A 20,140-nucleotide genomic window follows, 5' to 3' on the forward strand; every position below is an offset into this window, starting at 1 on the left:
ATCCTCTGCCGCTTATCGGCAAGGGATGACCGCCGCCAACACCTGATCAATGATCAACTTATTGAAATAAAAGGATTTATTCAGAAGGCACGGTAATTGCTCCACTACGCCAGTCAGCAATTACCTACAGGTCCGCACATCATGTTGATCAGTGCCAAACAACAGCAAATCATTCACCTGCCCAAAGCGCTGAATGACGATGCGACGTCCACCGCCGCAGCCGGTCTGCAAGGTGGCCTGCACGGCGCCATGCTGCAAACCCTGCAAAACCAGACCCAGGCGCAAACCGCTGAAGCCACCGCCAAAGTGCAGGACTCGGCCACGCAGATCGCCACCCAGCAAGTCAGTGAAGCCTCGCGCATCAGCGACAACGTCGACGAAGCGTTCGCCAAAACGCGCGTGGGTCTGCAATCGACCGATGCCACCACCGCCTCGGCAAAATCCGCCACCGACGAGTTCAAGGACTACATGAGCAAAACGCCAGAACAGCGTCTGCGCGACAGTATCCTGCAGTCGATGGGGCTGACCGAAGACGACATCAAAGCCATGCCGCCGGAGAAACAATTGGCCATCGGCAAAGAGATTGCCGAGCGCTTGCAGGACAAGATGAAGCTGGCGCAGGCTGAGAAAGACAACGATGTGAAGGACAGTGACAAGCAGGCGGACAAGTTTCTCGCTGCGCTGTGATTCGGCTGTTTTTAAAAAGTCCCGCCAGGGACTTTTTTTGTTTGGAGGGGTAAACCGTTCGTCGCAAATACCGTCGCACCTGTAATTTCTGACAGTAGACGACATGCTCTGCCTGAAGAACTATGGATTTGTTCGCGCATAACCCTATGCGTAACTCCATTGATGATTTGCAGGGATAAGGCCATGAGCAAGGATAAAAACGCCGTCGACTTTCTCAATCTGAAGGTTAAGGAAAAAGGTGGAGAGGAAGAATTGATCCCCACCAGCCGCATCATTTTCGATCTGACGCCCGATCTATTGAGAGTGGGCGGATTCGACAATAAAACTACCGCACCGCAGTGGGGTGCAGAGTTCCACATCGGTCAGCCGATTAAAGTGGGTACGTACAGTTTTAATAACTCCAGTAACAGCGGCTTCTATAACCCGATAAACGCCAATGCATCCTGGGGCTCGATCAGTGATGCCAGCGAAATTACCGTGACGGCAGTCGACATCGAGACAAGAAGTATTGCCGGCAACTTCCAGTTCACCGTCCAGGACAGTCACGACAAAGACAAAACCGCAGACGTCTACGGAAATTTTTCGTTCTCGAAGCAGTGATCGGGCGAAGGCCATCCCCGCTTAGCAGGAAGACAATACATGAACAAAGACTTGAGAAAAAAAGCTACCAGAGCCATTGGGCACTTTGCGTTGAACGTGAATGAAAACAACGAAGGGTGTAAGCCTGTTCCAACCTCCCGCCTCACGCTAGACCTGAGCACTGATCAGTTCTATGTAGCTGGGTTCGCTGATAAGAATCTCGATTCACAGGGTGCAGATATCTACATTTTCGGAAAAATCGAAGCAAACAAAACTTACCTCTTCGAATCAGAAGGAGCCCGTGGCAACTACAACCCGGCAAATTTCGAGAGCAGTTCCTGGTCTTCTCGCTCCGGTAGCGGTGAGATCAAAATCGACGAAATAGACTGGGAAAATAAAACTGCAAAAGGCAGTTTCTTTTTTACCGCCACCTCGCAAGACGGGAGCCAATCCGCCGAAATCAATGGAAACTTCAATTTGCAACAATAGTCAGGGCATTGCCGTGCGCTTGCTGATCAGCACCTGTCCCTCAAGTCCGAGTGACAGGTGCTCTGTCATCCTCAGTTCAGTTGCAGGGTTTCATTGAACTGACTGATCGCATCCACCACATGCCTTGAGCCCTGCTGAATCTCCAGAATCACCTCCCCCGCTTCATTCGCCAATTCCACGCCAAGCCCGGTCCGACTCAGGCTCGACTGCATGCTCGACACCGCGCTCAGCGACAGGTCATGGTTTTTGCGCACCACATCGACAATTTCCAGCGTCGCCTGACTGGTCCGCGCCGCTAGGCTACGCACCTCATCCGCAACCACCGCAAAGCCGCGCCCATGCTCACCGGCCCGCGCTGCTTCGATCGCAGCGTTGAGCGCCAGCAAGTTGGTCTGGTCGGCAATGCCGCGAATGGTCTGGACGATGGTGCCGATGATGTCCGACTGTTTGCTCACCGCATCGATGCTCGCCGCGGCTTCGTTGAGGTCGCGGGAAATGTCCTGAATGATCTGCACGGTTTGCTGCACGACCTGTGAGCCTTTTTGCGCGCAGGCGTCGTTTTGTACCGAGGTGCTGTGGGCTGATTCGGCAGCGTTCTGCAACGTGGTCATCTGATGGGTGATGTCGCTGGCGAATTTCACCACTTTGTACAGGCGGCCCTTGGCGTCGAACAGTGGGTTGTACGACGCTTCCAGATAGACCATGTGCCCGGACTTGTTCTTGCGCTCGAAACGATGCGAGTGATATTCGCCGCGATTGAGCGAGGCCCAGAATGCCTTGTATTGCGAGGATTCCGCTTCGCTGCGATGGCAGAACATGCTGTGGTGATGCCCGACGATTTCGTTGAGCGAGTACTGCATGGTCTTCAGAAAGTTGTCGTTGGCGGTGATGACATTGCCTTCAGGGGTGAACTCGATCACCGCCATCGAGCGGCTGATCGCGGCCAGCATGCTTTCTTCTTCATGTTCCTTGTTGATCCGCGCGGTGATGTCCGCCGCTACTTTGATCACGCTTCTGACTTGCTTGTCCGGGCCATACACCGGCATGTAACTGGCTTCGAGCCAAACCTCCCTGCCGCCCTTGTTCAAGCGCAGAAAAGTGCCGCTGATGGGTTCACCGCGAGCCAGATCACGCCACAACCTGGCGTACTCCTCACTGCGGTAAAACGCTTCCTCACAAAAGATCCGGTGATGCTTGCCGCGCACTTCATCGGCGCTGTAACCCATGGTCTTGCAGAAGTTTTCGTTGGCATCCAGGACGATGCCCTCAGGGGTGAACTCGATCATTGCCATCGAACGGCTGATCGCTTCCAGCTTGGCGTTGGCCTCGGTCAAGGCGCAGCTGAATCGCTCGATCTGCTGCAGGTCAGCCTTGTGATGTAGGTTGAACATGGTTGTATCACCTTCCGCGCGGACTTTTGATTTGATGAAAGTTCAGTTCTTTCAAGATCCACCACTACGTTCCACAGAACAGGCACACGCATTCCTCCACGGGAGGAAGTTGTCAGGTGATAAATGATGATCAATCGGAGCGTCCATGCAGCGACGCTCTAATCAAGACATCCTTCTCTTGATAGCCCGCACGCGGGCCAGCCCTAACGCGTTGAAGAACTTCCATGTAAGCGACGCTCCTTGTTGGTTCAGTGTCGGTGCCTTGGCTTGCGCACTCTGGCAGCATGAATTCACGGACAAACGCTGTGCATCCGGCATATTTTTGCATGACGGTCGACATAGTTAGTTACAGGAAGCATAGCCAGCGGCAAGCCTTGCGCAAGGCCACTAGTCGGCCAGTATCTGGCACTTTTTGCACAAGAAACGGTTCAGCGGGGAGGTGACGGCAGGTCGGACGCCATCGCTGGCAAGCCAGCTCCCACAGGGTTCTGCGCTTTAGATCAAATCAGCGCGTTTCCTGTGGGAGCTGGCTTGCCAGCGATGAGGCCATTACAAAACTACAAAAACGACAGAAATGAGTTACAGGCTTCCACTTACCTTGGTCGCCACCTCCGCAGGCACCCAAGGCTTCCAGACCTGCGGCTGATCACGCAAAAACGCCTCTGCCACCACCCTCGGCTGTAAACGTTTTTCGCCCATCCCGGCCAATGTCTGGTTCAACAGATCAATCGGCAAATCGACCTTTTCAAAGAACGTCACCAGTTCCGGGTACTGTGCCTTGAACGGCGCCGACACGCCAATCGCCAGGCGCGCCGGCATTGAACGGGTGCCCTTGGGGTTTGGGTTATTGGCATCGGCCAGGGTCTTCCAGGCCTCGGCATCGAACGGCGGCTCCTCCAGTTTCACCAGTTTGAACCGGCCGAGCAGCGGCGTCGGTGACCAGTAGTAGAACAACACCGGTTTACCGCGTTTGATCGACGACGCCACTTCGGCATCCAGCGCCGCGCCGGAACCGGTGCGGAAGTTGACGAAACTGTCGTTCAACGCATAAGCCTTGAGCTTCTGGCTGTTGACGATTTCCGAGGTCCAGCCGGTCGGGCTGTTGAGGAAACGTCCACGAGAAGGATCTTCCGGGTCACGGAACACGTCTTTGTAGCGCGGCAGATCCGCCACCGAGTTCAGCTCTGGCGCCAACGCTTTGATCCCGCGCGCAGGATCGCCCTTGATCACATATTCCGGCACCCACCAGCCTTCGGTCGCGCCTTTGACCGTGTCGCCGAGGCCAAATACCTTGCCCTCGGCAGCGGCCTTGACCCACGCCGGACTGCGCCCGGCCCATTCTTCGCCGATCACCTGAATATCGTTTTTCGCCAGTGCGGCCTCAAGGCTGACCGTGCTGCCGGGCAAGGTGTCGGTCGGGTAGCCGTAGCCTTTTTCAACGATCAGGCGCAGCACTTCGGTGATAAAGCTACCGCTCTCCCAAGTGATGTCGCCGAAGTGGATCGGCGCGGTTTTTTCCGTCGCCGAAACAGCGCCGACGCTCAGGCTCAACGCCAATAGCGAGCTGCCGAGCACGGTTTTGATCGATCTCATGCGAACCTCTTGTCTTGCAGGAATTGGTTGGCGCTGTGGCGATCGCACAGCGCTTGGGAACGGTTCATGTACTCGCTGACCGAGCGCTGGGAGATGCCCAGTTCGGCGGCGATTTGCGGGTAGGTCAGGCCGTCGATGCGCGCGAGCAGAAACGCTGTGCGAACCTTGCCGGGCAAGCGCTGCAAGCTGTGATCGAGGCGGTTGAGGGTTTGCGTCAGCTGGACGAGTTCTTCCGCTGATGCGGCGTAATCGACGTCGATCTGCTGGCGATGGCGACGCTCCAGATCACCGCGCCGCCAGCGCTGATAAAGCAAGCGCTGGGCGATCGTCGTCAGCAAGGCGCGAGGTTCGCGAATAGCCCTTAGCGACGGTGCTTCGAGTAACTGCACGAAGGTTTCCGCGGCGATGTCTTCAATACTGGCGGCGTCATGCAGATGACGACGCAGATAGCTACAGAGCCAGCGATAGTGGGCGCGAAACAGGCCGTCCACGGTGTGACGATGGGAAAGGTCGGCGCCGGACATAGGGGCTCCTGGGTTAGGGGTCGCTGAATGTCCGGTGTTCCGGTGGCGCGATCGTAGCAAGGCGCCTTATTCTTTAATAATACTTATATTTCATTTTTATATTCCATTTTGAAATATAAAACAAAAGATCGCAGCCTCTGCGGCTCCTGCATCGATCCCCTGTAGGCGTTGCCGAAGGCTGCGATCTTTTAGCGCAAGCGGCCATAGCCAAGTTCTTCAGCCTCACGCTGATAGTCGAGGAGGATCTGATAATCGCTCTCGCTAGCCGCAAGCACCTCAGGCAATCTCAAGGTCTGCACGACATCAGGGAGTTCGCGCAAGGTTTCATTCATTACCTGTCGGAGCTGCTCGATCTGCTCATCCGTAGCGCTACCGACCGTAATGAACGGCAAGGTCGGCCCCCACGCACTGCGAGCGATCACCCGCAAGGCACTGACTTCTTCCGGCGCATATTGCGCCAGATAGGCGTAGGTGACGCTGTCGATGGCAGCCAGATCGGCGCGGTGTTCGCGCAACCAACGCAGGCTCTCGCGATGGCCGCCGCTGATGTCGACCGAGGCGAAGAATTGTCCGTCCTGCTGCAACGGCGCCAGACGCTGACGCAGCAGGTTCATGCCACTGTTGGAGTCCTCACTGTTGATCACCCCGCGACTGTTGTGAAAGTCCGCCAGGGTTGTGCGTGGGTCGTCAGCGCGGCCGAGGATCAGGCTGCAATGCCTGCCGGCGCTGGCGTCGGGGAGTTCGTAGCGTGGGCGGCCGACGATGCGCACGTGTCCGCGCAATGCAGTCATCAGCGGATAGCCGCAGGTTTGTGTGAGCAGCAGATCCGGTGATAGCCAGAGCTCAAGCAATGACAGGCCTTCAGCATTCAGTCGAGTGTGGCCAAGTTGCTCGAGAATGCGCGCAATCCAGCGCTCATTGGCCGCGCGGATTGGCTCGGGGGCGATGTACATCAGAAGTTCGGTGTGGTGGTGGGTCATCAGTGCTTTCCCATACAACGATTTTCCAATGTGGGAGCGAGCTTGCTCGCGAATGCGGTGTGTCATTCAAAACATTTTGGACTGATAAGCCGCATTCGCGAGCAAGCTCGCTCCCACAGGGGACGGTAGTGTTCTTGGGTTAGTGATAAGGATGCTCGGGACTGTCGATCGGTTTGAAGCCATGACGCCGCCAGAACTCGCCATACCCCTGAACGAGAAACCCGCCACTGCGCGCGATCCACTGCTCGCGATGCATCCGGTAAACCGTCGGCAAGTCGTACCACGCAAGCTTGGGCAAGTCGTGATGCACCAGATGAAAATTCAGATTCAGGAACAACCAGCGCCACGGCCAACCCGCTTCGTTCAACACCGTGCGCTGTTCCGGTTGCACATGCGGGCGATGTTCATAATAGGAGCGGATCATCGCGATCGACAGCGCCGGCACACTGATCAGCAGCAGGTAATGCCAGACCGGCAGCACACTGAAACGGGCGATGAACCACAGCATCAATATTGTGAACGCAGCATGCGTCAGCCACATCAACCACGCCTGGCGTTCGCCATTCTTCAGCCGCAGCAACTCTTCCTGGGCCAGCGCCATCAATGCCAACGGTGCTCCGATCGCGAAGCGGCCGAGCACGGTTTTGTTCAGCCAGTGCAGGCTGCGTTCAAACAGCGAACTGCCCTGCCAGCCAGCGCGGGTCAGGTAACGGCTTTCCGGATCGACGCCGGGCACAGTGAGATCCTCATCGCGGTGATGCAGCAAATGGCTGTCGCGATACAGCGTATACGGATACCACACGGCAAAAGGCGCATAGCCAAGGATCTTGTTGAGGCGTACCCAGCGCGTCGGATGCCCGTGTAACAACTCGTGCTGTACCGACAGCCACAGCACCAGCAGCGGGATCAGCAACAGCGTGCTCAAGGCGCGGCCCAGCCAGTGACTATTGAGAACAATGGCAAACCAGCCGCCATAGACGCCGATCAGTAACAGCCAGGTCGGCCATTCGGTACGGGCGGTGAAGCGTTGGCGCAGGGTGTCGATCTGCTGACGATGGGCGGCGTCGAAGTAATGGGGCATGGCGTTGCTCAAACGGGAGTCTTGCCCTTCTGTGCAACAACGATGCTGGATCTTGCAGATTTTTTTCAGGTCAAGGCAGGAGCCCGAGAACCGGGCTCCGGAAAGGTGTGATCAGTGACCGAAGATGTCGACTTTCTTGGCTTTCTTCTCTGCGCGTTTTTCAATCGCGGTCTTGGCCGGTTTCTTCTTCGCGGCTTTCTTTGAATCCATACCTTTGGACATGATGCGTACTCCACTCACAGGGGATGTGAGGTCAGGTATACACCTATCCAGAGCCGTGCGTTCTTTTATAATTGCCGCTTTGCCCACCGACAGTCCGAACCCATGCCTGACACCCATTACACCTTGCTCGACGAGTCGTTATGGCCGTTGATGAACAAATTTTACCGCAGCCACCAGTCCTCGATGAAAGCGGTTCGCGATGCGCAATTGTGGGTCGCGCGACGGGGAGAGATTGTTGCCGCGTTGTGCTTGCGGCCAGTGTCCGGCGGGCAATGGTTGACCGGGCTGTTTGTGGATCCGGGGTGTCGTGAACAGGGCGTTGCCGCACAATTGATCGCAGCAGCGGTGCAGGATGTGAGCGAGCCGGTGTGGCTGTTCTGTCATCCTGATTTGCGTGAGTTTTATGAGCGACGCGGGTTCACGTTCGATCCGGCGCTGCCGCAAGCGATGGCAGAGCGATTGAGCCGGTATGCGCGGAGCAAGCCGATGATTGCTATGGAGCTGGCCCCTTCAATCTGACGCAAAACCTTGTAGGAGTGAGCCTGCTCGCGATAGCGGTATGTCAGTCACCGAAAATGTCACTGACAGACCGCTATCGCGAGCAGGCTCACTCCTACAGGGGGTAGTGGTGTTCTCGGGGATCAGTCGTCGGCTGTGGGATCGAGATCCGGAAACATCACTTCGGTAAAACCGAACTTGCTGAAATCGGTGATCCGCGACGGATACAAGCGGCCGATCAGGTGATCGCACTCGTGCTGCACAACGCGCGCGTGGAAGCCCGAAGCAGTGCGCACAACCGGCTCACCCTTCGGATCAAACCCTTCATAGCGAATCTGCTGATAACGCTCCACCGCGCCACGCAAACCCGGTACCGACAAACAGCCTTCAAAGCCCTCTTCCGTCAGCGGACTCAGCGGCGTGATCAGCGGATTGATCAGGATCGTCTGCGGCACCGCTTCAGCGTCCGGGTAACGTTCGCTGTGTTCGAATCCAAAGATCACCAATTGCAGATCGACGCCGATTTGCGGCGCAGCCAGGCCAACGCCACCGACGCTTTCCATGGTCTGGAACATGTCGTCGATCAGTTGCCACAACTCAGGGCTGTCGAACATCTCGGCCGGCACTGGCGGGGCGATGCGCAGCAGGCGCTCGTCGCCCATTTTCAGAATTTCACGGATCATGATCAGACTTCGTCAGTGTCCGGCTTGAGCGAATGATCGCGACCCAGGCCCGAGACGTGTTGTTTGGGATGCTCATCGAGTTCGCCGGGGACTTTTTCACCCGGGTCCTTGCCCTCGCTGGACATGTGCTCGATCACCGCATTCATCTCCGCGCCGAGCAGCAACACAGCGGCAGAAATATAGAAGTACAGCAACAGCACGATGATCGCCCCGATGCTGCCATACATCGCGTTGTAGTTGGCGAAGGTTTTCACGTAGAACGCGAAACCCAGTGAGGCGATGATCCACACCACCACCGCCAATACCGAACCGGGTGTGATGAAGCGGAATTCCTGTTTGACGTCGGGCATCACGTAGTAGATCAGTGCCACGGCGACCATCATCAGAATCACGATCACCGGCCAGCGCGCGATGGTCCACACGGTGACGATGAAGTCTTCCAGTCCCACCTGCGCGGCAATCCAGCCCATGACTTGCGGCCCGAGCACCATCAGCGCGGCGGCCACCAGCAGCATCCCGGCAATGCCGACGGTGTAGAAAATCGACAATGGGAAGCGCTTCCAGACCGGTCGGCCTTCGACCACGTCGTACGCCGCGTTCATCGCACTCATCATCAAGCGCACACCGGCGGATGCGGTGTACAGGGCGATCACGATACCGACTGAAAGCAGGCCACCCTTGGACTGCTGCAACTGATCGATCACCGGATTGACCTGTTCCAGTGCTTGCGGTGGCAAGACCAGTTCCGATTGCAGGCGCAGCCAGGAAAAGAAGTCCGGCAAGTGCAGGAAACCGATCAAGGCAATCAGAAACAGAATGAACGGGAACAGCGAGAACAGCATCTGGTAGGCCAGTGCCGAGGCGTAGGTCGACATTTCGTCGTCGACGAATTCAGTGACCGTGCGCATCATCACCCGATGCAGGGGCAGACCTTTCATGTCTGGAAATATCATTCGCGTCTCCTTTCGCCGCAGTACAGGTTTGAAGTCGTGGCGACTCAGGGGCCGTTTTTTACATCAAGGTAGCCTGTTTGGCGAACCTTGCCGGGTGTCAGCAGGATTTCGACACAAAAACGGCCATCCTTGGATGGCCGCTCGTGTATTTCGTTCAAGGCTGGATTACGCCTTGTCGACGCCTTTTTTGACGGCGTCTTTGGCTTTGCCGACCGCTTGCTGGGCTTCGCCTTTTTTCTCTTGAACCTTGCCTTCGGCCTGCAGCTTGGTGTTATCGGTGGCTTTGCCGACGCCTTGCTTGACGTTACCGACCGCTTCGTTGGCCATGCCCTTTACTTTATCGCCTGTGCTACTCATGGTGTTTCTCCTTGGTGCATTAAGGGGGAAAAGTCAGTACGTAATGATTGACTGGCCGGGTTTGCGCCAAGTTTCATTTATTTTCGGGGGTTCATTTCGTCGCGGCGTGCAGGTTGGGCTTTATGTTTGCTGCCCAACCCACGAGAATGCCCACCATATAGGCGCCACGCGCCAGGAACCGATCCCGCAGGAATGTTATGAAACTCGATAAAACGCAGGCCATCGCCCGACGCAACAAGGAACTGGGCGGCGCTGTGCTCGGCACCAACAACTGCCACTTCGCCGAACTGAACCGTAACCGCAACATCTGGTGGTTCGATCTGCCCGTGTCGCGACTGGCGATCGGTCAGTACGAGTGGATTCACCTGCTGATGCACACCCCGGCCACCGACGAGTTGCTGCACCTGAAGGTGCCGACGGTGTTTTTGCGTGAAAAGCTCGAAGGGCTGGTGATTCGCAATGAAGGCAAGCGCAAGGCGGCGTTGAGCCTGGAGTTGAGCGCGGACAAGGATTCGTATCTGCAGGACATGCGCCCGGCGGGGACTAACGTGAATTTTGCGCCGTTTCGTCAGTAGCCCTCACCCTAACCCTCTCCCAGAGGGAGAGGGGACTGACCGAGGTGTTCAGGCGAGATACACCGACCTGAGATATCGAGTCGAACTCAGGTCTTGGACTGCACGCGATCGGCTCCCTCTCCCTCGGGAGAGGGCTGGGGTGAGGGGTAGGCTCAACGCGAAATCCAAGCCCTGCCCCGCCCCAACAAAAAGCCCCGCATCTGCGGGGCTTTTTGTTTTAAGCGGCGGACTTGGCCTTGATCTTTTTCAGCTCTTCATCCCGCAGCTCGCGACGCAGGATCTTGCCGACGTTGGTGGTCGGCAGCGCGTCGCGGAACTCCACCGAACGCGGCACCTTGTAGCCAGTGACGTTGGCCCGCATGTGCTCCATCACCGTTTCCTTGGTCAGCGTCACGCCCGGTTTGGCGACGATGAAAATCTTGATCGCCTCGCCCGACTTCTCGTCCGGCACGCCGATGGCCGCGCACTGCAACACACCCGGCAAGGTCGCCAGCACGTCTTCCAGTTCGTTCGGGTAGACGTTGAAACCGGAGACCAGAATCATGTCTTTCTTGCGATCGACAATGCGCATGTAGCCGTCCGGCTGGATCAGCGCGATATCGCCAGTCTTGAGCCAGCCTTCGCTGTCGAGCATTTCATCGGTGGCTTCCTGACGCTGCCAGTAGCCCTTCATCACTTGCGGACCCTTGACGCACAGCTCGCCGATTTCACCCAGCGGCTGCTCGACACCAGCATCGTCGATGACTTTGCACAGGGTCGATGGCACTGGAATGCCGATGGTGCCGATCTGGATGTGCTGAATCGGGTTGACCGTGGCCACCGGGCTGGTTTCGGTCATGCCGTAACCTTCGCAGATGGCGCAACCAGTGACCGCTTTCCAGCGCTCGGCAGCAGCCAGTTGCAGGGCCATGCCGCCGGACAAGGTGACTTTCAGCGCGGAGAAATCCAGCTTGCGGAAACCTTCGTTGTTGCACAGCGCCACGAACAGCGTGTTGAGGCCGACAAAACCGCTGAACTTCCACTTCGACAGCTCCTTGACCATCGCTGGCAGGTCGCGCGGATTGCTGATCAGGATGTTGTGGTTGCCGATCAGCATCATCGCCATGCAATGAAAGGTGAACGCATAAATGTGGTACAGCGGCAGCGGCGTGATCAGGATCTCGCAACCTTCATTGAGGTTGGAACCCATCAGCGCTTTGCACTGCAACATGTTGGCGACGAGGTTGCGATGAGTGAGCATTGCGCCCTTGGCCACGCCAGTGGTGCCGCCGGTGTATTGCAGCACCGCGACATCGCCGCTGTCCGGGTTGGCTTCGGCCACAGGCTGGCCCTGGCCCTTGCTCAGCACGTCGTTGAACTTGACGGCTTTTGGCAAGTGATAGGCCGGGACCATTTTCTTCACGTACTTGATGACGCTGTTGATCAGCAAGCGCTTGATCGGTGGCAACAGGTCGGCGACTTCAGTGACGATGACGTGTTTGACGCCGGTTTTCGGCACCACGGCTTCGGCCAGATGTGCCATGTTCGCCAGGCAAACCAGGGCTTTGGCACCGGAGTCGTTGAATTGGTGTTCCATTTCCCGCGCGGTGTACAGCGGGTTGGTGTTGACCACGATCAGCCCGGCGCGAATCGCACCGAAGACGGCCACCGGGTACTGCAGAACGTTGGGCAGTTGCACGGCGATTCGATCGCCGGGCTGCAAATCGGTATGCTGTTGCAGATACGCGGCAAACGCACCGGACAATTCGTACAATTCACCGTAGGTGATTGTCTTGCCCAGGTTGCTGAAAGCCGGTTTGTTGGCGAAGCGTTGGCAGGATTGCTTCAACACTGCCTGAATGTTCGGATACTCGTCCGGATTGATGTCGGCAGCAATTCCAGCCGGGTATTTATCCTTCCAAAAGTCTTCGATCATGGAAGCCCACTCCTCAGCAACGCGAATTCTTCACCGCATTTGATGCGATTATTATTGGTGTGTGTTTGGTATTGGTGAATCTGGCTTTTACATAGGCCGAGAAGTCACAAAGCGCGCCGAGAGTAGCAGCTTTGCCAAGGGTCGACTAGAGCCAAAAGCGGCCCCTACAGTCATTATTATGACTCAAGACTACCAAGCAGTCATTTTAGAGCAAAAATCCTAGATCACCTTGAAAGCCCCGGTTTTCGTGGACTTAAAGCAAAAGATCGCAGCCTTCGGCAGCTCCTACAGGAAATGCATTCCAAGGTAGGAGCTGCCAAAGGCTGCGATCTTTGTGTTTTTGACTTTTACGCGATATCGCGCAACTCGCGCCGCAGAATTTTCCCGACAGGCGTCATCGGCAATGACTCACGCAACACGATGTGTTTCGGCACTTTGTACGCGGTGAAATTCTCTTTGCAATAGGCCTTGAGCTCTTCGAGGCTGACCCCGGTTTCCCGCGCCACCACAAACAGCTTCACCGCCTCTCCCGAACGCTCGTCCGGCACACCGATCACCGCGCAATTGGCGACTTTCGGATGGGCCATGACCACGTCTTCGATTTCATTTGGATAAACGTTGAAACCGGAGACGATGATCATGTCCTTCTTGCGATCGACGATGCGCACGAAACCGTCCGGATCGATCACCGCAATATCGCCGGACTTGAACCAGCCCTCGGCATCCAGCACTTCGGCCGTGGCTTCAGGTTTGTGCCAATAACCTTTCATGATCTGCGGGCCCTTGATGCACAACTCGCCACGCTCACCCATCGGCTGCTCGACACCGTCATCGTTGATGACTTTGAGCAACGTGCCCGGTACCGGCAAACCGACGGTGCCCAGCCGCGACTGATCGCCGTACGGATTGGTGCAGGCCACCGGTGAAGTTTCAGTCAGACCGTAACCTTCGGTGATGCGGCATCCGGTCATCTGCTCCCAGCGCTCGGCGGTGGCTTTGACCAGCGCGGTGCCGCCGGAGTTGGTGAGTTTCAGGCTGGAGAAATCGAGGGTCTTGAAGTCCGGGTGATCCATCAGTGCCACGAACAAGGTATTCAAGCCCAGCAGTGCCGAGAAGCGCCAGTTCTTCAGCTCCTTGATGAAACCGGCAATGTCGCGCGGGTTGGTGATCAGCACGTTGTGGTTGCCGGAAACCATCATGCACATGCAATTCGCGGTGAAGGCATAGATGTGATACAGCGGCAGCGGCGCGATCATCACTTCCTGGCCTTCGCGCAACAGCGGCTGGCCGTCCGGGCCGAGTTGTGCGAGGCAGGCGCGCACTTGCTGCATGTTCGCCACCAGGTTGCCGTGGGTCAGCATCGCGCCCTTCGCCAGCCCGGTGGTGCCGCCGGTGTATTGCAGCACGGCGATGTCGTCGAGGCCGACCTTCAGCGGCTTGATCCCCAGACCGCGGCCCATGCGCAACGCGCTCTTGAAGGAAATCGCCTGCGGCAGCGAATACGCCGGGACCATTTTCTTCACTTTGCTGACCACGGTGTTGACCAGCCAGCCTTTGGCGGTGGGCATCAAGTCGCCCATCTTCGCTTCGATCAGGTATTGAATGTCGGTATCGGGCAGCACTTCCTGGACTTTCTGGCCGAACATATTCAAGTACACCAGCGCCCGTGCGCCGGAATCCTTGAACTGGTGGCGCATCTCCCGTGCGGTGTACAGCGGGTTGGTGTTGACCACGATCAATCCGGCGCGCAAGGCACCGAACACGGCAATCGGGTAATGCAGGACGTTGGGCATCTGCACCGCGATGCGATCGCCCGGCACCAGATCGGTATGCGCTTGCAGGTAACCGGCGAACGCAGCGCTCTGGCGTTCGAGTTCGGCGTAGGTCAGGGTGATGCCCATGTTGCTGAATGCCGGGCGGTCGGCGAACTTCTTGCAGGAACGCTCGAACACCTCGATCACCGACTTGAACTCACCCATGTCGATGTCCAGCGGTACGCCGGCCGGGCGTTTATCGTTCCAGAAATCAGGTTGCATTGTTCTTGTCCTCTTTACCTGAGCCGATCCGGGGCCGCTTTCTGTCATTTCTGAAAAAGCGGAGCTTCACGGACACTAGCAGTTATGGCCATTGAGGCAAATATGGACAAAGCCGTCATTGATCGTGTGAATCTTCCTGCCGTGGCGTGGGCTGATCAGACGCGCTATACAATGTTCCGACTCTGAGCAAAGGAAGCGCCATGATCCACGACACCCTATGGCTGGACGCGAGTGACCGCAGCCGCCTGTTCGTCAATCAATGGCTGCCGGCGGCGCCGCTGAAAGCGGTGATCCTGCTGGCCCACGGTATGGCCGAACACAGCGGCCGTTATGCCCGTTTGGCTGACACGTTTTGCGACAAAGGATATGGCGTGTATGCCCCGGATTTGCGCGGACATGGCAAAACCGCCAATCACGGCACCCTCGGCCACTTCGCCGATGACGATGGCTGGTGCAAAGTGCTCGGCGATTTGGCCAGCCTCAATCAACACCTCGGCCAGCAGCACCCCGGCGTGCCGATCATCCTGTTGGGGCACAGCATGGGCAGCTACATCGCCCAAGGTTATTTGCTGCATCACAGCGCCAGTCTGCACGGAGCGATACTCAGCGGTTCCAATTTTCAGCCCGTTGCGCTGTATCGCGCTGCGCGGCAGATCGCCCGCCTGGAGAAACTGCGTCAAGGTGGCAAGGGCCGCAGTGCGCTGATCGAGTGGCTGTCGTTCGGCTCGTTCAATAACAAGTTCAAACCTGCGCGCACACCGTTCGACTGGCTGAGCCGCGACCCGGCCGAGGTCGACCTGTACGCCAACGACCCGCTGTGTGGCTTTCGCTGCACCAATCAACTGTGGATCGACCTGCTCGGCGGCTTGCAGCAGATCAGCAAAGCGTCCAATCTCGCCCAGATCGACCCGGGCCTGCCGCTGCTGGTAATCGGCGGTGAATGTGATCCGGTGAGTGAAGGCAAGCGTCTGACAGATCTGGCCAATGCGTTACGCACGGCCGGCAGCCAGCACCTGCAACTGCAGATCTACCCGCAGGCGCGGCACGAATTGTTCAACGAAACCAACCGCGACGAAGTGATCGCTGATGTGCTGGCCTGGATCGATCAGGCCTTGAGCCATCCGCGCCCGCATCGCAGCGAATAATTTTTTGTGGATTCACTGAATCCGTCACAGGAATCGAGACCGATGACCCAGGTTACCAACATCCCTTACGAAGCCCTCGAAGTCGGCCAGACCGCCAGCTACAGCAAGACCGTCGAAGAGCGCGACATTCAATTGTTCGCCGCGATGTCGGGCGACCACAACCCGGTGCACCTGGACGCCGAGTTCGCCGCCGCCAGCATGTTCAAGGAGCGAATCGCTCACGGTATGTTCAGCGGTGCGCTGATCAGTGCCGCCGTTGCCTGCGAATTGCCTGGGCCGGGCACTATTTATATCGGTCAGCAGATGAGTTTTCAGAAGCCGGTGAAAATTGGCGACACGTTGACCGTGCGTCTGGAGATTCTCGAGAAGCTGCCGAAGTTTCGAGTGCGCATTGCCACTCGCGTGTTCAACCAGAAGGATGAGCTGGTGGTGGATGGCGAGGCTGAGATTCTGGCGCCGCGTAAGCAGCAGACGGTGACGTTGCCGACTTTGCCGGCGATCAGCATTGGCTGATTGACTGGCGGGGTGTCAGGTAAAGCTTTCTCCCCCTCACCCCAGCCCTCTCCCCCAAGGGGGCGAGGGGAAAGGGAGCCGATCTCCGTGGTTTTCAGATCTTGAGTTCGACTGGATATTTCAGGTCGGCGTACCTCGAAAGAACACCCCGATCAGTCCCCTCTCCCTCTGGGAGAGGGTTAGGGTGAGGGGCTCTTGCTTTGGCTTTCCCCCAGACATAAAAAAACGCCAGACTAGCTGGCGTTTTTTCTACCCGGTAAACGCTTACGAACGAGCGCGAGCCTGGTTACGCAGGGCTTTCACCTGGTCGTGATTGCGTTGTACGCCGTGGTATTGGCGTTCAACCAGATCACGAATACCCACCAGGTTGTGCTTGTTGATCTTCTCGATGGCTTCACGATAAGCCTTCAGCGCATGGTCTTCACCACGCTCGGCTTCGTTCAGCACAGCCTCTTCGTCTTTGCCGGTGAACATGGCTTTGACGTCGACCCAGCGACGGTGCAGGTCACCGCTGACACTGGTAGAGGTTTCCGGATCGCCGCCCAGCTTGCGAACTTCGGCTTGCAGTTCAGCGGCAGCAGTGGCGCAATCAGCAGAGCGCGTGACAAACAAGGTCTTCAGCTCTGGATGCTTGATGTCTTCAGCGCAAGTCTTGAACCCTTCCTGACCGTCCTTGCTGGTTTCAATCAGGTCATTGAGTACAGAGATGGCTTCTTTATTCATGTCGGTCATTTTTCAATTCCTTGCGATTGGTTGAAGATGCAAGGGATATTGCAGTGTGCATGCCAGCTTTTTTATTTTTAAAAAATCGTTATTTATCAATAAGTTAAAGTTAAATGAACTATTTGTATCACGGTTATTTGCATGATCTGTCATTTGGCCTGCATGCAGAATGCCTGTATTTTCCTGACTGTTTTGAAGCCAGACGAAAACCCTGATGAATCCCGAAAAACTCGAACTGCTGATAACCCGCGAAATGCCCTTCGGCAAGTACAAGGGCCGGATCATTGCCGACCTGCCGGGGCCGTACCTGAACTGGTTTGCCCGCGAAGGTTTTCCGCACGGCGAACTCGGTGGCTTGCTCGCGCTGATGCAGGAGATCGACCATAACGGCCTCTCGGACCTGCTCGAACCACTGCGCGCCAAACACGGCAAACCTGCCCCGCGCCATTGAAGCGCCCTCCTCTCTCAGAGTCAGCCGACCATGCCCGATAACACCCGCCGCGCCCGTGACGAAGCCTTCTGGCAAACGTTCGCTGATCGTTACGACGTTCAACCCGGCCCCGTGAACCTGGAAAACGGTTACTTCGGGCGCATGTCGCGCACGGTGATCGAGGAGTACCAGCGCAATATCGAGCTGATCAACACCAGCAACTCGGTGTACGTGCGCCAGCGTTTCGAGCAGCACGACAACCTCGATATCCGCGCGCAACTGGCCGAGCTGATTGGCGTACGCGCACAAAGCGTGGCGTTCACCCGCAACGCCACTGAAGGCCTGCAATCGCTGATCCGCAACTACAACCGCTTGCAGCCGGGCGATCAAGTGCTGATCAGTGACCTGGAATACGACACGGTCAAAGGCGCCATGCGCTGGCTGGCCAGACATCGCGGCGCCGAAGTGATCGAGATTGCCCACGCGCACCCGGCCAGTTACGACAGTCTGCTGGAGACTTACCGCGAAGCGTTCAGCGGCCACCCGAAGATCAAGCTGATGGCCCTGACTCACGTCACTCACCGCACCGGTCTGGTCATGCCGGTGCAAGCCATCGCCGCACTCGCCAAAGAGTATGGCGTCGATGTCATCCTCGACGGCGCCCACGCGCTGGGTCAGGTCGAGTTCAATCTTGAAGCGCTGGGCATCGCTTTCGCCGGCTACAACCTGCACAAGTGGATCGGTGCGCCGCTCACCCTCGGCTTCCTCTATATCGCGCCGCAACGTCTGGCCGACATTGATCCGGACATGGGGGAAATGCATTACCCGGCTAATGACATCCGTGCGCGCACCTCGTACAGCACGCCCAACATTCCGGCGCTGATGACCTTGCCGCTGGTGTTCGAGGAGCATCGTTCCCTCGGCGGCGCACCGGCCAAAGGCGCTCGCGTCAATTATCTGCGCAATCTGTGGGTCAGTGCGGTGCGGCATTTGCCGGGCATCGAGGTAATGACGCCAGACGATCCAAGGCTGTATTGCGGCATCACCTCGCTGCGATTCACCCGGCACGACGATCAACAGGCGATGGCCGAGCGTCTGCTCAACGACTACAACCTGTTCACCGTGGTGCGCAACGGCGCCGCCAGCGGGCCGAGCATTCGCATTACACCGGGGCTGACCACCACGGCTGCCGAGATGCAGTTACTGGTGCGGGCGCTGAACGAGCTGCGCTAAAACACCGCGCCCGTGGGCTTTTCGTAGCCCGCAAGGCCGATCTGCGACGACACCGCAAAGGTGTCGACGCCGATCGTCTGGCAGCCAAAGTAGCCGTCCTCCAGGCTTTCACTGCCAATCGGCTGCAACACCAATTTCGCGGCGTCACGCCCTTCGGTTTCGCAGCTGCAAGCACAGGGTAGATGTAACTGTCCTGTCCAGGCTTCCTGATGTACTTGCGGGCGTTGATCATCACTGGCGATGCACACGGTCACTGCGATGCACGAAGCTGCGCCAGACTGCCGATCCGGGTAAATGCTGGTAAACCGTACGATGCCTTTGTTGTCGGTCGACTGGGTGCCGCACAGTGTGTCTGCGCCAATGTTCTGTTCGATCCGGACCTGGGCGCCAACGACCGGTTCTCCGGTCATGGCGTCGACCAGGGCCAGACGCAATACCAGTGGCAGGCCTTCGACGCCACGGCTGATGTTGCGCACCTTTCCCGCCGTTTCTCGCCAGACCGGGCTGCCGCCTTGCGGCCCCGGTTGATGCAATGGGTTACGTATTACAGCGACAGATTGATGGTCGTCCATGAGGCGTTCTCTCTTCCGTAAGATGAACGCAGATTAGCGCCACGCAAACGCGGCTGTGCGGTAACTATGTATCGCGTCGTAACGGTGTCGATGTAGGAGCTGCCGAAGGCTGCGATCTTTTGATGTTGGCGCTCAAGAGCAAGGTCAAAAGATCGCAGCCTCGTTTCACTCGACAGCTCCTACATAGCTTCTACATAGCAATTTTCAGGCAAAAAAAAACGGTGCACCGACCAAGCGCACCGTAAAGCCGTAGAACACACAACGAAGTGTCTGGTAACAATCAGTCCAGCAGCGCCAACGCCTCGGCGGTGCATTCCTGAATACGCGCCCAGTCGCCGTTCTTGATCCACTCCGGATCAAGCATCCAGCTACCGCCCACGCACATGACGTTTTTCAGCGCCATGTAGCTCTTGATGTTGGCCGGGCCGACGCCGCCAGTCGGGCAGAATTTCACTTCGCCGAACGGGCCGCCGAGAGCTTTGATTGCCGCCACGCCACCGCTGACTTCAGCCGGGAACAGCTTGAAGCGGCGATAACCCAGACCGTAGCCTTCCATGATGCCGGAGGCGTTGCTGATGCCCGGCAACAGCGGAATCGGGCTGTCGACACTGGCTTCGAGCAAATCACGGGTAATGCCCGGGGTGACGATGAATTGCGAACCGGCCGCTTCTGCCGCCGCGAGCATGTTGCGATCGAGCACGGTGCCGGCACCGGTCATCAGTTCCGGACGCTGGTCGCGCAGGATCTGAATGGCTTTGAGGCCGAACTGCGAACGCAGGGTCACTTCCAGCGCGGTCAGACCACCGGCGGCCAGAGCGTCGGCCAGCGGCAGCACGTCCTGTTCGCGAGCGATGGTGATCACCGGCAGGATCCGCGCCTTGGCGCAGAGGCTGTCGATCAGGGCAACTTTGTCCGCCATGGAAACGGTCGGGGATGGGGTTGTCATAGCGGCTGTTCCTTG

At 57.5% G+C, this 20,140-nt stretch carries 22 protein-coding genes and 1 pseudogene; 9 read left to right on the top strand and 14 right to left on the bottom strand.

What is annotated here, in order from left to right; all coding sequences use genetic code 11:
* The first annotated feature begins 141 nt into the window (after positions 1–141).
* The 3 genes from U6037_RS22075 (at position 142) to U6037_RS22085 (ending at position 1,755) form a co-directional block, all read left to right on the top strand.
* A complete protein-coding gene (locus U6037_RS22075) occupies positions 142–687 on the top strand; it encodes a hypothetical protein (RefSeq protein ID WP_322844528.1) in 546 nt (181 codons plus the stop codon).
* Positions 688–870: 183 nt separating this feature from the next.
* Positions 871–1,287 carry a hypothetical protein gene (locus U6037_RS22080; protein WP_322844529.1) on the top strand — a complete coding sequence of 139 codons (417 nt, stop codon included), beginning with the start codon at positions 871–873 and terminating at the stop codon, positions 1,285–1,287.
* Positions 1,288–1,326: 39 nt separating this feature from the next.
* Positions 1,327–1,755, top strand: a complete 429-nt coding sequence (locus tag U6037_RS22085; RefSeq protein ID WP_322844530.1) for a hypothetical protein — start codon at positions 1,327–1,329, stop codon at positions 1,753–1,755.
* A gap of 71 nt (positions 1,756–1,826) precedes the next feature.
* Here U6037_RS22085 and U6037_RS29520 read toward each other — a convergent pair whose 3' ends face one another.
* From U6037_RS29520 to U6037_RS22110, 6 genes and pseudogenes are all read right to left on the bottom strand, one after another.
* Positions 1,827–2,366, bottom strand: coding sequence for a methyl-accepting chemotaxis protein (locus U6037_RS29520; RefSeq protein ID WP_224789345.1), 540 nt, complete (start codon positions 2,364–2,366; stop codon positions 1,827–1,829).
* A 51-nt stretch (positions 2,367–2,417) separates the two neighbouring features.
* Positions 2,418–3,146: pseudogene (locus U6037_RS29525) on the bottom strand (PAS domain-containing protein); the annotation flags it as partial.
* Between the two features lie 579 nt (positions 3,147–3,725).
* The gene (locus U6037_RS22095) at positions 3,726–4,739 is read right to left on the bottom strand and encodes an ABC transporter substrate-binding protein (protein ID WP_322844532.1); all 1,014 of its coding nucleotides are present in this window, start codon (positions 4,737–4,739) and stop codon (positions 3,726–3,728) included.
* A complete protein-coding gene (locus tag U6037_RS22100; RefSeq protein WP_322844533.1) occupies positions 4,736–5,263 on the bottom strand; it encodes a sigma-70 family RNA polymerase sigma factor in 528 nt (175 codons plus the stop codon). Before U6037_RS22100 ends, U6037_RS22095 begins: the two co-directional genes overlap by 4 nt.
* 188 nt (positions 5,264–5,451) lie before the next feature.
* Complete coding sequence (locus U6037_RS22105) at positions 5,452–6,243, bottom strand: phosphate/phosphite/phosphonate ABC transporter substrate-binding protein (protein ID WP_322844534.1); 792 nt, start codon at positions 6,241–6,243, stop codon at positions 5,452–5,454.
* A gap of 139 nt (positions 6,244–6,382) precedes the next feature.
* The gene (locus U6037_RS22110) at positions 6,383–7,324 is read right to left on the bottom strand and encodes a fatty acid desaturase (RefSeq protein WP_322844535.1); all 942 of its coding nucleotides are present in this window, start codon (positions 7,322–7,324) and stop codon (positions 6,383–6,385) included.
* 324 nt (positions 7,325–7,648) lie between these two features.
* Here U6037_RS22110 and U6037_RS22115 point away from each other — a divergent pair, with 324 nt between their 5' ends.
* Positions 7,649–8,065, top strand: a complete 417-nt coding sequence (locus tag U6037_RS22115; RefSeq protein WP_322844536.1) for a GNAT family N-acetyltransferase — start codon at positions 7,649–7,651, stop codon at positions 8,063–8,065.
* 122 nt (positions 8,066–8,187) lie between these two features.
* On the opposite strand, the gene def is transcribed toward U6037_RS22115, so the two are convergent.
* The 3 genes from def to U6037_RS22130 form a co-directional block, all read right to left on the bottom strand.
* Positions 8,188–8,727 carry a peptide deformylase gene (def, locus tag U6037_RS22120; RefSeq protein ID WP_322844537.1) on the bottom strand — a complete coding sequence of 180 codons (540 nt, stop codon included), beginning with the start codon at positions 8,725–8,727 and terminating at the stop codon, positions 8,188–8,190.
* Positions 8,728–8,729: 2 nt separating this feature from the next.
* Positions 8,730–9,680, bottom strand: a complete 951-nt coding sequence (locus U6037_RS22125; protein ID WP_322844538.1) for a YihY/virulence factor BrkB family protein — start codon at positions 9,678–9,680, stop codon at positions 8,730–8,732.
* Positions 9,681–9,845: 165 nt separating this feature from the next.
* A complete protein-coding gene (locus tag U6037_RS22130; RefSeq protein ID WP_053122994.1) occupies positions 9,846–10,037 on the bottom strand; it encodes a CsbD family protein in 192 nt (63 codons plus the stop codon).
* 197 nt (positions 10,038–10,234) lie between these two features.
* Between U6037_RS22130 and U6037_RS22135 the strand changes: the two genes are divergently transcribed.
* Positions 10,235–10,612, top strand: coding sequence for a hypothetical protein (locus U6037_RS22135; protein ID WP_007917843.1), 378 nt, complete (start codon positions 10,235–10,237; stop codon positions 10,610–10,612).
* 217 nt (positions 10,613–10,829) lie between these two features.
* Here the strand turns inward: U6037_RS22135 and fadD1 are convergent, their stop codons facing one another.
* Complete coding sequence (fadD1, locus tag U6037_RS22140; RefSeq protein WP_322844539.1) at positions 10,830–12,527, bottom strand: long-chain-fatty-acid--CoA ligase FadD1; 1,698 nt, start codon at positions 12,525–12,527, stop codon at positions 10,830–10,832.
* Between the two features lie 347 nt (positions 12,528–12,874).
* Positions 12,875–14,563 (bottom strand): long-chain-fatty-acid--CoA ligase FadD2, encoded by a 1,689-nt coding sequence (gene fadD2, locus U6037_RS22145; RefSeq protein WP_322844540.1) that lies wholly within the window; start codon positions 14,561–14,563, stop codon positions 12,875–12,877.
* Positions 14,564–14,763: 200 nt separating this feature from the next.
* Here fadD2 and U6037_RS22150 point away from each other — a divergent pair, with 200 nt between their 5' ends.
* Both U6037_RS22150 and U6037_RS22155 read left to right on the top strand, forming a co-directional pair.
* Positions 14,764–15,708: an alpha/beta hydrolase gene (locus tag U6037_RS22150; protein ID WP_322844541.1), complete on the top strand. Its 945-nt coding sequence runs from the start codon at positions 14,764–14,766 to the stop codon at positions 15,706–15,708.
* A 42-nt stretch (positions 15,709–15,750) separates the two neighbouring features.
* Positions 15,751–16,221, top strand: coding sequence for a MaoC family dehydratase (locus U6037_RS22155; protein ID WP_160059149.1), 471 nt, complete (start codon positions 15,751–15,753; stop codon positions 16,219–16,221).
* A 264-nt stretch (positions 16,222–16,485) separates the two neighbouring features.
* On the opposite strand, the gene U6037_RS22160 is transcribed toward U6037_RS22155, so the two are convergent.
* Complete coding sequence (locus tag U6037_RS22160) at positions 16,486–16,953, bottom strand: ferritin-like domain-containing protein (RefSeq protein ID WP_034153383.1); 468 nt, start codon at positions 16,951–16,953, stop codon at positions 16,486–16,488.
* Between the two features lie 205 nt (positions 16,954–17,158).
* On the opposite strand from U6037_RS22160, the gene U6037_RS22165 reads away from it, so the two are divergent.
* Both U6037_RS22165 and U6037_RS22170 read left to right on the top strand, forming a co-directional pair.
* A complete protein-coding gene (locus U6037_RS22165) occupies positions 17,159–17,395 on the top strand; it encodes a DUF3820 family protein (RefSeq protein WP_003227425.1) in 237 nt (78 codons plus the stop codon).
* 30 nt (positions 17,396–17,425) lie between these two features.
* Positions 17,426–18,607, top strand: coding sequence for an aminotransferase class V-fold PLP-dependent enzyme (locus U6037_RS22170; RefSeq protein WP_322844542.1), 1,182 nt, complete (start codon positions 17,426–17,428; stop codon positions 18,605–18,607).
* Here the strand turns inward: U6037_RS22170 and U6037_RS22175 are convergent.
* Entirely contained in the window at positions 18,604–19,179 is a 576-nt protein-coding gene (locus tag U6037_RS22175) for a hypothetical protein (RefSeq protein ID WP_322844543.1), read from the bottom strand. The two genes, U6037_RS22170 and U6037_RS22175, sit on opposite strands and share 4 nt — an antisense overlap.
* 280 nt (positions 19,180–19,459) lie before the next feature.
* Positions 19,460–20,125, bottom strand: coding sequence for a bifunctional 4-hydroxy-2-oxoglutarate aldolase/2-dehydro-3-deoxy-phosphogluconate aldolase (locus U6037_RS22180; protein WP_008082815.1), 666 nt, complete (start codon positions 20,123–20,125; stop codon positions 19,460–19,462).
* Between the last annotated feature and the right edge of the window lie 15 nt (positions 20,126–20,140).

The sequence above is a fragment of the Pseudomonas sp. B33.4 genome, assembly GCF_034555375.1.
GTDB lineage: Bacteria > Pseudomonadota > Gammaproteobacteria > Pseudomonadales > Pseudomonadaceae > Aquipseudomonas.